A 12816-nucleotide genomic window follows, 5' to 3' on the forward strand; every position below is an offset into this window, starting at 1 on the left:
AGATGTCCAACTCCGCCCACGCAAATCCGGCGCTTCTCGACGTCTCCGACGTGTCCAAAGCCTTCGGTCCCGTCGAGGTCCTGCGCTCGGTCAGCCTCAAGGTGGCGCGCGGCGAGGTGGTGACGATCATCGGGCCGTCCGGCAGCGGCAAGACCACGCTGCTGCGCTGCGTCAACTTTCTGGAGAGCTATGATAACGGCTCGATCCGTATCGATGGCAAAGAGGTCGGCTACCGCGAGGCGGGAACACGTCAGCGCCGCAGCGAGCGCGACCTCGCGGCGATGCGAGCCGAGACCGGAATGGTGTTCCAGAGCTTCAATCTGTTTCCGCATCTGACCGCGGCCGGCAATATCATGCTTGGTTTGCGCAAGGTGCGCGGCAAGAGCAATGCCGAGGCCCGCACCATTGCCGAGCACTGGCTCGGCCGGGTCGGCCTCGCCCACAAGGCCGACAGTCTGCCAGCCGAGCTTTCCGGCGGCCAGCAGCAGCGCGTCGGCATCGCCCGCGCCGTGGCGATGGAGCCGAAGATCCTGCTTCTCGACGAGATAACTTCGGCGCTCGACCCCGAATTGGTTGGCGAGGTGCTCGAGGTCGTGCGCAGCCTCGCCGAAGACGGCATGACGATGCTGATGGTCACGCATGAAATGGCTTTTGCACGCGACGCATCGAGCCGCATCGTTTTCATGGCGGATGGCGGCGTCAGTGCCGTCGGACCACCCGCCGAGATTCTGGCTGCGGAGTTCGACAATGAACGCCTTCGCAGCTTCCTGGCGCGATTTCGCGCCTCGCATTTTTGACATCGGACCGCGAAAGCTGTCGCAAGGAGCTTTTATGACGCCTTACATCCGGCTCGCGGAATTGGGCCTGACGCTGCCCGAGCCGCCGAAGCCCATCGCCAACTTCGTCACCTACGCCGAGAGCGGACGGCTGGTCTTCCTCTCCGGCCAGGGGCCGTTGCGCGCCGATGGTGTGCTCTGCACCGGCAAAGTCGGCGAGGATATCTCCGTGGAAGAGGCCTATGATCATGCCCGTCTGACCGGCCTGAACCTGCTCGCCGTCATGCATGCCGCGGCCGGCGACCTCGGCCGCATCGTGCGCGTCGTCAAGCTGCTTGGCTTTGTCAATGCGACGCCGACATTCAGCGAGCACCCCAAGGTGGTGGATGGCTGTTCCGATCTTTTCGCCGCCGTCTTTGATAGGATTGGCGGACACGCCCGTTCGGCGATCGGTGTCGGCTCGCTGCCGGGCAACATCACAGTTGAAATCGAGGCGGTCGTCGAGATCGCCGCCTGAAATCCATGAATAGGATCTACAGAGATGACGACCTATGCCGCTGACCGTTCCAACACGACAATCCGCGAACGGCTCGGCCTTCGTCCGATCATCAATGTTTCCGGCACGATGACGGCGCTCGGCGCCTCAATCATTGTCCCCGAAGCGATTGCCGCAATGTCGGAAATGGCCTCGCAATGGGTAGAGATGGACGATCTGCAGCGCGCCGCAAGCACGGTGATTGCACGCCTCACCGGCGGCGAGGCCGGCTTCATCACCGCATGCTGCGCCAGCGGTATAACCATGGCGATTGCCGGCGCGATGACGGGTACCAACCTTCTCGCCATCGAGCGGCTGCCGGACGACACCGAGGGCCTCAAATCGGAGGTCATCGTTCAGCTTGGCCACATCGTCAATTATGGCGCGCCGATCGACCAGTCGATCCGGCTTGCCGGAGCCAAGGCAGTGCCTGCCGGCACGGTCAGCGTCACTCAGGATTATCATGTAGGCGAAGCGATCCGGGACCGAACGGCGGCAGCCCTCTACGTCGTTGCGCATCATACCGTGCAATACGGCATGCTCTCGCTCGAAGAGTTCTGCGAGATCTGCCACGCCAAGGGCGTGCCAGTGATCGTCGACGCCGCCTCGGAATACGATTTGCGCGGCTTTCTGGCGCGCGGCGCCGACATTGTCGTCTACAGCGGACACAAATTTCTCTCAGGGCCGACAAGCGGCATCATTGCGGGCCGCAAGGATCTGGTGCGGGCCGCCTATCTCCAGAACCGGGGCGTTGCGCGCGCCATGAAGGTCGGCAAGGAGAGCATTGCCGGCACCATGGCGGCCCTGGAAGCCTGGGAGCGGCGAGACCATGCCGGCATCCGCCAGCGGGAAGAAGCCGCACTGCAGCTGTGGCAAGCCGCATTGCAGGACCTTCCGGGCATCGCAGCACATATCATTCCCGATCCGACCGGAAATCCTCTCGACCGGCTGCAGATATTCGTTGCGCCCGAAAGCAGGTTCACCGCCGCCGGTCTTGCCTCTGCGCTGGCGGCGGGTTCGCCCCCCATTATCGTTCGCAACCACGAGGTCGAGCGCGGCCACTTCTTCCTCGACCCGTGCAATCTCCACCCTGGCGAGGCGGAGACCGTCGCCGAACGCCTGCGGGCGGTGTTGAGCGCAGCTGATCGTCCCGCCAATGCAATGAAGTCCGTTCGCAAGCAGTCCGCCGGCGCCTTGCGCTGGCCTGATTAGTCACAACGCTGAAGCCAGTCGATGGACGAACCGTGCTTTTCGAGCCTGGCTTCGCCAACCGCCCCACTGCGCCATCACGGCACTGTGAATGACCGCTTTGTCTTCGGGCGGGAATAAACCACCCCGCCCATTGGTCTCCCAAGCATACGCCATTCCCGGCGTTGCAGGAGACCGGTATGAACCACCACCACGACAATGAAGCTGACGGCATCAGCCGCCGTCACGCACTGGAATGCATGATCTGGGCCGGCACGGGAGTGCTTTGGACGATTTCGGCCGGCGTGCCGGTTTCGCTCAGCCTGCTCGGCGCGGCGGAAGCCGCCGAGGCAATGGCCACCGGTTTCACCTTCCTCCAGATCTCGGACAGCCACATCGGCTTCGACAAGGCCGCCAACCCGCACGCCATTGATACGCTGAAGGAGGCGATGGGCAAGATCCAGGCGCTGCCGCAAAAGCCCGCCTTCATGATCCACACAGGCGACATCACCCATCTGTCGAAGGCCGCACAGTTCGACAACGCTGCCCAGATCATCGGCGGCGCAGGCTTCGACGTGCATTATGTGCCGGGCGAGCACGACCTGATCGATGACGGCAACGGCCAGGCCTATCTCGAGCGTTACGGCAAGGGCACCAAGGGTGCCGGCTGGTATTCGTTCGACCAGAACGGCGTCCATTTCATCGGGCTGGTCAACGTCGTCAACCTGAAGGCCGGCGGGCTCGGCAATCTCGGTGCTGACCAGCTGGCATGGCTGGTCGATGATCTGAAGGCGGTCAGCGCCTCGACGCCGATCGTCGTTTTTGCCCACATCCCGCTGTGGGCTGTCTATCCCGAATGGGGCTGGGGCACCGACGACGCGGCTCAGGCTTTGGCTCTGCTCAAGCGCTTCGGCTCGGTGACCGTGCTCAACGGCCATATCCACCAGATCATGCAGAAGGTCGAAGGCAACGTCACCTTCCACACCGCGCGTTCTACCGCTTTCCCGCAACCGGCGCCAGGCACCGCCGCCTCACCCGGGCCGATGACCGTGCCCGCCGGCCAGCTGCGCGGTCTGCTCGGCACCAGTAGCGTGACGGTTAAGCAAGGCGGGCAGGACCTCGCCATCATCGACAGCACGCTGGCCTGAGAGGAAATGCGATGATCCGCTTCCCGACCCGCCTCTTCGTCGGATTTCCTGTCGCATTCAGTTTGGCTGCCATCCTGGCGATTGCTTCCGCGCCGCTGAAGGCCGCTGACGAGCCAATGGTCAAGATCGAGAACTTCGCCTTCACGCCGGCCGTGCTGACGGTGAAGCCGGGTACCGTCGTGACTTTCCAAAACGATGACGACATCCCGCATCTGGTGGTCGCCAACGATGGCTCGTTTCGCTCCAAGGCGCTTGACACCGGTGATACATATGCCCTCACCTTCACCAAAGCGGGCGACTATGCTTATTTCTGCGGGCTGCACCCGCACATGCAGGGCAGGATCACCGTCGCTCCGTGAGGATGTTCGGAAGGTCCTGCCCGGGATGCCGGGCGATGCGACGGTGTTGAACGACAAGGCCGCGGCCGAGCGCTTCCGCGAGGTGGTTCTGCCCCATCTCGCGGATGCGCTTTCGCTTGCCCGCTGGCTGACCGGCAACACCGCCGACGCCGAGGATGTTGTTCAGGACGCCTGCCTGAAGGCGCATGCCGGCATGGCCACCTATGCTGGCGGCAATGCCCGCGCATGGTTGCTGGCGATCGTGCGCAACGCTTCTTATTCCTGGCTGGCGCGCAACCGGCCGCGAAGTGTCGTCGCTGTCGGCGATCTCAATGATCTGGAAGATGTGGCCATGCGCAACAACGCCCTGACAGACCCGAACAGTCCGGAGGCAAGCCTGATCGCCAAGGCCGACACGGCGGCACTCGAGGCGGCAATCGCCGCGCTGCCGCAGCAATTTCGCGAGGCCTTGGTGCTGCGCGACATCAACGGCCTCAGCTATCGCGAGATCGCGACACTGCTTGGCGTGCCGCTGGGCACGGTGATGTCGCGGCTAGCAAGAGCGCGCGGCCTGCTGATGTCCCAACTTGGGAGGGCGCCATGAGCGCGCACAACGATGGATTGCCCGAAGACCCGGCGGGCATGAAGCTGATGATCCACGCTTTGGTCGATGGCGAACTCGACGCAGCGGCGGCATTGGCCGTCGAGCGGCGCATCGCCGCCGATCCGGCGCTCGCCGCCGAGCATGCCCGCACCTTAGCGCTGCAGACCGCTGTTGGCGGGCTGCCGAGGCCCGATGTCCGTGACGATTTCAAGGCTCGCATTGCGGCTATCGGGACAGCCGATACAACGAAAGTGGTGTCGACGCCCGCGCGCGACGGTCCGATGCTGCCGGCGCGCCGGGCAATGCGCCGTTTTGGCGCGTTCGACTGGCGAGCGCTGGCGGCATCGATCGTCGTCACCGCCGTGCTGGCCAGCGGCGCGACGCAATGGGTGATGCTCAGCCGGGCGCCCGACAGCTTTGCCGCCGCGGTCGCGAGCGGCCATCGCCGCAGCCTGCTGGCCGCCAGCCCGGTGGACGTCGTCTCCTCCGACCGGCATACCGTCAAACCCTGGCTCGATGCCAGGGTCGGCCTGTCGCCCCCGGCGCCTGATCTTGCCAATGACGGTTTCACATTGCTCGGTGGCCGGGTCGAGGTGATCGCCGACCGGCCGGTGCCAGCGCTGGTCTACCGGCACCGCGAGCACCTGATCACCCTCGTCGCCGCTCCGGAGGACACAGGTTCGACGACCGTGCCGGTCGATCTTTCGGCTGGTCGCTTCTCGCTGGTGCACTGGAGCGACAGCGCCTTTTCCTACTGGGCGATTTCCGATACGGAACGGCCCGAACTCGACGACTTCGTCAATCGCTTTCGAACGGCGGCCGCCCGGTGAAACGATCGGCCGTATGCATTTGCGTGCGACAGGAACCGGCATAGGCGGCTCGCCATCTCTGGCCATCCTTGCGGCTCCGCTCGAATTCCGCTAATGCGCGCCTTTGCCGCCGGGGAGCATAAGCTTGGACGATCACCGCGCCGACGTCGCCATCATCATGGGCAGCCAGTCCGACTGGGCGACGATGCGCCACGCCGCCGAGACGCTGGAGGCGCTTGGCATTCCGCACAAGCGGCTGATCGTCTCGGCCCACCGCACTCCCGACCGGCTCTATGACTTCGCCAAGGGCGCCAAGGCGGCCGGCTACAAGGTGATCATCGCCGGCGCCGGCGGCGCAGCTCATCTGCCCGGCATGACGGCGGCGATGACGCCGCTGCCGGTGTTCGGCGTGCCGGTGGAATCGAAGACGCTGTCCGGCCAGGATTCGCTGCTTTCCATCGTTCAGATGCCGGCCGGCATTCCGGTCGGCACTTTGGCCATCGGCAAGGCCGGCGCTGCCAACGCCGCCCTTCTGGCCGCCGCGGTGCTGGCGCTGAGCGACGAAAAGCTTGCCGCCCGGCTGGATAGCTGGCGCGCCGCGCAGACCGCCAAGGTGGCCGCAGAGCCCACGGACACGCCGTGAGCCTGCCCTCCGGATCGACCATCGGCATCATTGGCGGCGGCCAGCTCGGCCGCATGCTGGCGATGGCCGCGGCCCGCCTCGGCTACCGCATCGTCGTGCTGGAGCCGCAGCCGGATTGCCCGGCGGCACAGGTCGCCAACCGGCAGATCGTCGCCGCCTATGACGACGCGGCCGCGCTCGGCGAGCTGGCTGCGGCCAGTGCCGTCGTTACTTATGAATTCGAGAACGTTCCGGTTTCTGCCGCCGCGGCACTTGCCGCCACGGTTCCGGTCTATCCGCCGGCACGCGCGCTGGAAGTGGCGCAGGACCGGCTGGCGGAAAAGAAATTCCTCAACGGCATCGGCATACCGACCGCAGATTTCAGTCCTGTCGACAATGACGACGAACTGACGGCTGCGCTGAAAAAGTTCAACGGCAGCGGGATATTGAAGACGCGGCGCATGGGCTATGACGGCAAGGGCCAGCGTGTCTTCCGCAACATGGAAGCAGGCGGCTTTGCCGGCACCTGCGAGGCGATGGGCAACGTGCCGCTGATCCTGGAATCCTTCGTCGCCTTCGAGCGCGAGATTTCGGTGATCGCCGCGCGCGGCATCGATGGCTCGCTCGCCGCCTACGACCCTGCCTGGAATGTCCATCGAAACGGTGTTCTTCACAGTTCGACGCTGCCGGCCGGAGTAAAGTCCGAGACGGCGGCTGCGGCTCAAACCGCGGCGGCAGAGATACTTGCAGCGCTCGACTATGTCGGCGTCATCGGGGTCGAGTTCTTTGTCCTTGCCGACGGTTCGCTGCTGGCCAACGAGATCGCGCCGCGCGTCCATAATTCCGGCCACTGGACGGAGGCCGCCTGCGCCATCTCGCAATTCGAGCAGCACATCCGCGCCGTCGCCGGGCTGCCGCTGGGAAATCCCGCACGGCAGTTCGACTGCGTCATGGAAAACCTGATCGGCGATGATATCCGGCACATTCCGGCACTGCTCGCCGAGCCCGATCTTATGTTGCACCTCTATGGCAAGGCCGAGGCGCGGCCTGGCCGCAAGATGGGCCATTTTACGCGCGTGAGCCGCCGCAGCTAGAACCTACTCTTACTGGACATCGCTCTCGTCCTCGTCGGGGCTGGCGCAGCTCACATCGCCTTCCGCGCAGGTCGCATCGGCGGCGAGCTGCTTGGTGCGGTCGTCGGTTAGCCGCGTCAAGCATTCCGATACCAGCATCGGATAGATCGAGCCGCCTTCGCTGTCCGCGGCGGAATAGCTGCATTCCGCGTCGCGAAAGGCGATCCACGCGCGCTGCGCCGTCTGCAACAGCTTCATGGCCTTTGCATCGCTTGCGCCGATGAGCTCCTGGTAGGCCTTGTTGAGCTTGGCGTCGGCGGCCTTGTAGTCCGCGTCGGCACAGATGTTCATCATCTGCTGGCTGTCGTCGTTACGGTCGCATTCCTGCGCATGGGCAAGAGAGCCTGCCGCGAGCACCGCCAGACAGGCGGACAGAAGAATTCGGCGCATGATGATCTCCAATTCGCGGCAACCGCATCATTCCAGCCGGCTCAATCCCGCGCAATGCCGCAAGGCGCCAGTGGCGGATATTTGATGATACGAAACGGTCGGTATCGTTTAGGCAACGCGCTTGCGGTTGACACGGGCAAGGCTCCTCGTCTATGAGCCACGCACAGTTCAAAGGCGCGTCTGTGGGCGCGCCTTAATAATTCGGCCCGTGACCGGGCCCAGACCGACGGGCAAGACCATGAAGATCAAGAATTCGCTCAAGGCGTTGAAGGCGCGTCACCGCGACAACCAGCTGGTTCGTCGCAAGGGCCGCGTCTACATCATCAACAAGACCGCGCCGCGCTACAAGGCGCGCCAGGGTTGAGTTTTCGACCGGAGGCTGCGCGCCTCCGCTCGCACGATGGCTCTTTCACGCTAAATTCAGTTTGACGATCCGCCGTCGGGGGCTAGATTCCCGCGATGCGGATTCTTTTTGCATTTTTCACGGCTTTCTTCGTTTCCAGCGCTGTCTCGCTGCCGGCGTGGGCCGACGATCCGACAGCACCTCCGGTTGTTGTGACGAAACAAGGCCGGCTCGATCAGCTGTTTGCCGATCTCAAGCGCGAGCGCAATGAAAAGGCCGCCGAGCGCATCGCCGGGCGCATCGGGAGCGAGTGGTCCCAGTCGGGCAGCGCCTCGATCGACCTGATGATGCAATGGTCGCAAAAGGCGATTGAAAACCAGAAATTCGATGTCGCGCTCGATTTCCTCGACCAGGTGGTGACCCTGCAGCCGACCTATGCGGAAGGCTGGAACCGCCGCGCCACTGTTCATTTCATGATGAAGAACTACGGAAAATCGATGTCGGACATCGACCGCACCCTGCAGCTCGAGCCACGCCATTTCGGCGCACTTTCGGGCTTGGCGCAGATCATGGCCGAAACCGGCCACAAGCAGTCGGCGCTTGAGGCCTGGCAGCGCGTTCTCGGCATCTACCCGATGATGCGCAGCGCCCAGGACCAGGTCGCCGCACTTTCCGAAGAGCTTGCCGGTGAAGGCATCTGACGCCCCGCCCGGCAGGGCAATTCCGTCGGGCTGAAATTACCTTTATACCGGTGAACTAATTTCGCCTCGGGCCCGTATCTCTCCCCATGAACCTGATCTATGCCGCGCTCGCCTTGCTCATGGCGCTTGTGTTCACTCTTGCCGGCGTCACCCGCGCCGGGTCCTGGCTGATCGAGCGCCGCAACCCGTCGGTCGGCGGCTTCGCCGATATCGACGGTGCCCGTATCCACTATGTCCACATTCCGGCGCCGGAAAATGCCGACCTGCCGCCGGTCGTCTTCAGCGTGCGGAGCTACCGCACCACGCTCTTCGGCAGTTGGTTCAGAATGCTATGCAGCCGCAGCCGTGATGGCGGTCGCCTCAGTTGGGGCACTTTCAACCTCCACGGCGCCAGCGCCAACCTCAGGGACCAGATGCTGCCGCTGCGGCCCTTGCTCGAAGGCCGTGCGGAGATGGTTTTCTTCGACCGGCCTGGTCTTGGCCGGTCTGGGCGTGGATCCGGCAATGACACCCCGGAGGCGCAGGCAAACACCATCGCGGCGCTGATGAACAATCTTGGCATCAAGAAAGCCATCATCGTCGGCCACTCCTTCGGCGGCGCGATAACCACCGCCTTTGCGCTGCAACACGCCGACAGGACGCTCGGCCTGGTCTTCGTCTCGCCCGCCACCCATCCCTGGCCGGGCGGCGCCACCGCCTGGTACTACAATTTGACCACCATTCCGGTTGTCGGCCGGCTGTTTTCCGAGACGCTGAGCTATCCTGCGGGAATGCTTCGGATGGCCGCCGCCACCGCATGCGTCTTCTCCCCTAACCAGGTGCCGGACGGCTATGTCACTGAGGCCTCCATCCCGCTGGTGTTGCGGCCCAGCGCTTTCCGGTCGAACGCCAGGGATGTCGCCGGGCTCTATCGCTACGTCCTCGGCGCCGCTCCGCACTACCGCGACATCGAGGTGCCGACCGTGATTATCTCGGGCGATCGCGACAAGGTCGTCTATGCGACAATCCATTCGACCGGTCTCGCCCGCGACATACCCGGCGCCGAGTTGGTCTGGGTCCGCAATCTCGGCCACAAGCCGGACTGGATCGCACCCGATCTGGTTGCCGGTGCGATGGAGAAGGCGGCCGGACGGGATGTGGACCTGCACGCTCTAGCCAGAACTGTGGAAGCACGGATTGCCGGCGACGCCCATGCCGGCGAATGCGCCGATCTCAAAGCGCCGGAGGCTGAACTGGCGCCGACCTGACAGCCATATCGACGAGCTGGCCTAGCGGCCGACGTCCGACCCGACATAGGCGATGCGCAGCATATTGGTCGAGCCCGGCGTCCTCAGCGGCACGCCGGCCGTGATGATGACGCGGTCGCCCGGCTTGCCAAAACCTTCGTCGAAGGCGATGCGGCAGGCGCGGTCGACCATATCATCGAGATCGATGGCGTCGGGCGAGACGACGCAATGCGTGCCCCACAAAAGCGACAGCCGCCGCGCCGTGTTGACGATCGGCGACAGCGCCACGATCGGCACTTGCGGCCGCTCGCGCGCGGCGCGCAGACCCGTCGTGCCGGACGCGGTGTAGGTTATGATCGCCGACAGCTTCAGCGTCTCGGCGATCTCGCGGGCGGCGAGCGAGATGGCGTCGGCGCCGGTTGCTTCCGGTTCCGAGCGCTGCGCGTTGATGATGCCGGCATAGGTCGGGTCGGTTTCGACCTTGGTGGCGATCCGGTCCATCATCGCCACCGCTTCGACCGGGTAGGCGCCGGCGGCGGACTCCGCCGAAAGCATGATCGCATCGGCGCCTTCGAACACGGCGATCGACACGTCCGACACCTCGGCGCGGGTCGGCACCGGCGCGGTGATCATCGATTCCAGCATCTGCGTGGCGACCACCACCGGCTTGCCGGCACGGCGCGCGGCGCGGGTGATCTGCTTCTGGATGCCGGGCACGGCTTCGAGCGGCATCTCGACGCCGAGATCGCCGCGGGCAACCATCAGCGCATCCGAAAGCTCGATGATCTCGGCCAGCCGGGCGACGGCCTGCGGCTTTTCGATCTTGGCCATGATCAGCGCCCGGCCGCGCGCGATCTTGCGCGCCTCGGCCAGGTCCTCGGGCCGCTGCACGAAGGACAGCGCCACCCAGTCGACGCCTGTCGCGAGAACCGCATCGAGATCCCGGCGGTCCTTTTCCGTCAGCGCGCCGACCGGCAGGTCGGTGTCTGGCAGGCTGACGCCCTTCTTGTCGGAAATGGTCGTGCCGGCGACGACGGTGCAGACGATCGCCTTGCCGTTGCTGCTGACTGCCTTGAGCTCGAGCTTGCCGTCGTCGATCAGCAGGCGATGACCAGCCTCGACCGAACGCAGGATTTCGGGATGCGGCAGGTAGACCCTCGTCGAATTGCCGGGCTCGGGATTGTCGTCGAGCGTGAAGGTCTGGCCGACGGTCAGCACCTCTTTGCCGTTGGCGAACTTGCCGACGCGCAGCTTTGGCCCTTGCAAGTCGGCGAGAATGCCGATCGGCCGGCCGACCGTCTCCTCGACGGCACGAATGCGGCCGACTAGCGTCCGCATCAATTCATGATCGGTGTGGCTCATATTGATGCGGAACACGTCGGCGCCGGCTTCGAACAGCTTCTTCAGCATCTCCTCGGACGAGGAGGCCGGACCGATGGTGGCGAGGATCTTGACCTTGCGGCTGCGTCTCATTGACTGTTTGTTCCCGGGGCGGCTGGAGCGCCATCCGTTGCGGGCTCGTCAGTCAGCTGGACCATCCAGCTTGCCTGCTCGCCCGTGTCATATTCTTGGAATCCGGCGCGCTGAAAACCCCGGGCGACGCAATCGGTAACGCCGGCGATCTTGAACTCTTTTTCGGCCACGCACATGTTGATCGGGCCATCCCAGCGTCCGCCGCGCTCGGCGTCTTCTGCATAAAGATAGTAAAACCTTGATGACAACGGCCCCTCGATCAGCGTCTTGCAGCTCGATCCTTCGATGTGCCACCAGCCTTCGGTGATCCAGCCGGCCTTGGCGCGATAGCCGATGCCGACGCCGACCAGGTTCTGCGTCGCGTTGCAAACGCGGAAATCGGCGCGTGCCGGCGAGGCCGTAATCACCGCGAAAAGGCCCATGGCCGGTATCAGGAGCGGCATGGCCAAGGCGCAGCGCACGCGCAGCCTGCCGGCGAAACCCATCCCGAAACCCCTCAAGAACCACATTTGCATCTCTCAACGCCCCTTTTCGGAAAAGTCCGGACGCATGTCAACGCGCCGATCTGTCCAATCCAATCGATTTAGAAAGGCTCTGACGCGCTTGCGGTCGCCCCTGGTCAGTTTTTTGGCAGAAACCGTGGCCAAACAACGGCATTGCGCAAGCGTCCTCTTCGTGGAATGACGATACCACCCTCCCCGGAAGCCAGCGAACAGACCTTTCCCGCCAATGACCCGATCCACAGTTTTCGCGCCGTTCGACATCGTCGAAGGCGACCGCAAGCGCGGCATGGTGCTTCTGGCCGATCACGCCCGCCGCGACCTGCCGGAGGAGTATGGCAGCCTCGGCCTGCCGGCGGCGGAGTTCGACCGCCACATCGCCTACGACATCGGCGTCGAGACTTTAACCCGCGAACTCGCAAGTCTGCTCGGCGTTCCGGCGGTGCTTGCCAATTTTTCGCGACTGCTGATCGACCCCAATCGCGGCGAGGACGATCCGACGCTAATTCGCCAACTCTATGACGGCACCGTCATCCCGGGAAATTACCCCATCGCGCCGGAGGAGCGCGAACGGCGGCTGGACCGCTTTTACCGCCCCTATCATGATGCCGTCGGCGCCATGATCGCCTCAGTGGCGCAAGCGTCCGCGCAGGCACCCCTCATCTTTTCGGTGCATTCCTTCACGCCGACCATGCAGGGCTTCGTGCGGCCGTGGCACGTCGGCATACTATGGGACCTCGACGATCGCGTGGCGCGGCCGCTGATCGACATGCTCTCCGAGGACAAGAGCCTCCTCGTCGGCGATAACGAACCCTATGACGGCGCACTGCGCGGCGATACCATGTTCAGGCACGCCATCGTCAACGGCTTTGCCCATGCGCTGATCGAGATCCGCCAGGACCTGATCGCCGACCGGAAGGGTGCTCTCGCCTGGGCCGAACGGCTGGCGCCGATCGTTGACGCGATAGATGGACGTGCCGATATACATGCGGTGAAAATATTCGGCTCGCGCACCGAGCCGGTATGATGG

General features: G+C 64.3%; 16 protein-coding genes. 13 read left to right on the plus strand and 3 right to left on the minus strand.

What is annotated here, in order from left to right; genetic code table 11:
- The first annotated feature begins 2 nt into the window (after positions 1-2).
- The 9 genes from NKJ94_RS02445 to NKJ94_RS02485 all read left to right on the plus strand — a co-directional run bounded on the left by NKJ94_RS02445 (position 3) and on the right by NKJ94_RS02485 (position 7114).
- Positions 3-797 carry an amino acid ABC transporter ATP-binding protein gene (locus NKJ94_RS02445; protein ID WP_352522810.1) on the plus strand — a complete coding sequence of 265 codons (795 nt, stop codon included), beginning with the start codon at positions 3-5 and terminating at the stop codon, positions 795-797.
- A gap of 34 nt (positions 798-831) precedes the next feature.
- Positions 832-1293: a RidA family protein gene (locus tag NKJ94_RS02450; RefSeq protein ID WP_352522811.1), complete on the plus strand. Its 462-nt coding sequence runs from the start codon at positions 832-834 to the stop codon at positions 1291-1293.
- Between the two features lie 24 nt (positions 1294-1317).
- Positions 1318-2523: an aminotransferase class V-fold PLP-dependent enzyme gene (locus NKJ94_RS02455; RefSeq protein WP_352522812.1), complete on the plus strand. Its 1206-nt coding sequence runs from the start codon at positions 1318-1320 to the stop codon at positions 2521-2523.
- A gap of 176 nt (positions 2524-2699) precedes the next feature.
- Entirely contained in the window at positions 2700-3647 is a 948-nt protein-coding gene (locus tag NKJ94_RS02460) for a metallophosphoesterase family protein (protein ID WP_352522813.1), read from the plus strand.
- A gap of 11 nt (positions 3648-3658) precedes the next feature.
- A complete protein-coding gene (locus NKJ94_RS02465) occupies positions 3659-4006 on the plus strand; it encodes a cupredoxin domain-containing protein (protein ID WP_352522814.1) in 348 nt (115 codons plus the stop codon).
- A 25-nt stretch (positions 4007-4031) separates the two neighbouring features.
- Positions 4032-4589, plus strand: coding sequence for a sigma-70 family RNA polymerase sigma factor (locus tag NKJ94_RS02470; RefSeq protein WP_352522815.1), 558 nt, complete (start codon positions 4032-4034; stop codon positions 4587-4589).
- Positions 4586-5419, plus strand: a complete 834-nt coding sequence (locus NKJ94_RS02475) for an anti-sigma factor family protein (RefSeq protein WP_352522816.1) — start codon at positions 4586-4588, stop codon at positions 5417-5419. The genes NKJ94_RS02470 and NKJ94_RS02475 overlap by 4 nt, the downstream gene beginning before the upstream one ends.
- 124 nt (positions 5420-5543) lie before the next feature.
- Positions 5544-6041, plus strand: a complete 498-nt coding sequence (gene purE / locus NKJ94_RS02480) for a 5-(carboxyamino)imidazole ribonucleotide mutase (RefSeq protein ID WP_352522817.1) — start codon at positions 5544-5546, stop codon at positions 6039-6041.
- Complete coding sequence (locus NKJ94_RS02485) at positions 6038-7114, plus strand: 5-(carboxyamino)imidazole ribonucleotide synthase (protein ID WP_352522818.1); 1077 nt, start codon at positions 6038-6040, stop codon at positions 7112-7114. The genes purE and NKJ94_RS02485 overlap by 4 nt, the downstream gene beginning before the upstream one ends.
- Positions 7115-7123: 9 nt before the next feature.
- Here the strand turns inward: NKJ94_RS02485 and NKJ94_RS02490 are convergent, their stop codons facing one another.
- Complete coding sequence (locus tag NKJ94_RS02490) at positions 7124-7543, minus strand: lysozyme inhibitor LprI family protein (protein ID WP_352522819.1); 420 nt, start codon at positions 7541-7543, stop codon at positions 7124-7126.
- Positions 7544-7781: 238 nt separating this feature from the next.
- Here NKJ94_RS02490 and ykgO point away from each other — a divergent pair, with 238 nt between their 5' ends.
- The 3 genes from ykgO to NKJ94_RS02505 all read left to right on the plus strand — a co-directional run bounded on the left by ykgO (position 7782) and on the right by NKJ94_RS02505 (position 9834).
- A complete protein-coding gene (gene ykgO, locus NKJ94_RS02495) occupies positions 7782-7907 on the plus strand; it encodes a type B 50S ribosomal protein L36 (protein ID WP_006327841.1) in 126 nt (41 codons plus the stop codon).
- Between the two features lie 95 nt (positions 7908-8002).
- Complete coding sequence (locus NKJ94_RS02500) at positions 8003-8587, plus strand: tetratricopeptide repeat protein (RefSeq protein WP_352522820.1); 585 nt, start codon at positions 8003-8005, stop codon at positions 8585-8587.
- A gap of 86 nt (positions 8588-8673) precedes the next feature.
- Positions 8674-9834, plus strand: coding sequence for an alpha/beta fold hydrolase (locus NKJ94_RS02505; protein WP_352522821.1), 1161 nt, complete (start codon positions 8674-8676; stop codon positions 9832-9834).
- Positions 9835-9855: 21 nt separating this feature from the next.
- Here NKJ94_RS02505 and pyk read toward each other — a convergent pair whose 3' ends face one another.
- On the minus strand, positions 9856-11286 hold the full coding sequence (gene pyk, locus NKJ94_RS02510) for a pyruvate kinase (protein ID WP_352522822.1): 1431 nt from the start codon (positions 11284-11286) through the stop codon (positions 9856-9858).
- The gene (locus tag NKJ94_RS02515) at positions 11283-11729 is read right to left on the minus strand and encodes a DUF1036 domain-containing protein (RefSeq protein ID WP_352703963.1); all 447 of its coding nucleotides are present in this window, start codon (positions 11727-11729) and stop codon (positions 11283-11285) included. The genes pyk and NKJ94_RS02515 overlap by 4 nt, the downstream gene beginning before the upstream one ends.
- A gap of 286 nt (positions 11730-12015) precedes the next feature.
- Between NKJ94_RS02515 and NKJ94_RS02520 the strand changes: the two genes are divergently transcribed.
- Complete coding sequence (locus NKJ94_RS02520; protein WP_352522823.1) at positions 12016-12813, plus strand: N-formylglutamate amidohydrolase; 798 nt, start codon at positions 12016-12018, stop codon at positions 12811-12813.
- Positions 12814-12816 lie beyond the last annotated feature (3 nt).

This window comes from Mesorhizobium sp. M0060, assembly GCF_040323155.1.
Lineage (GTDB): Bacteria > Pseudomonadota > Alphaproteobacteria > Rhizobiales > Rhizobiaceae > Mesorhizobium.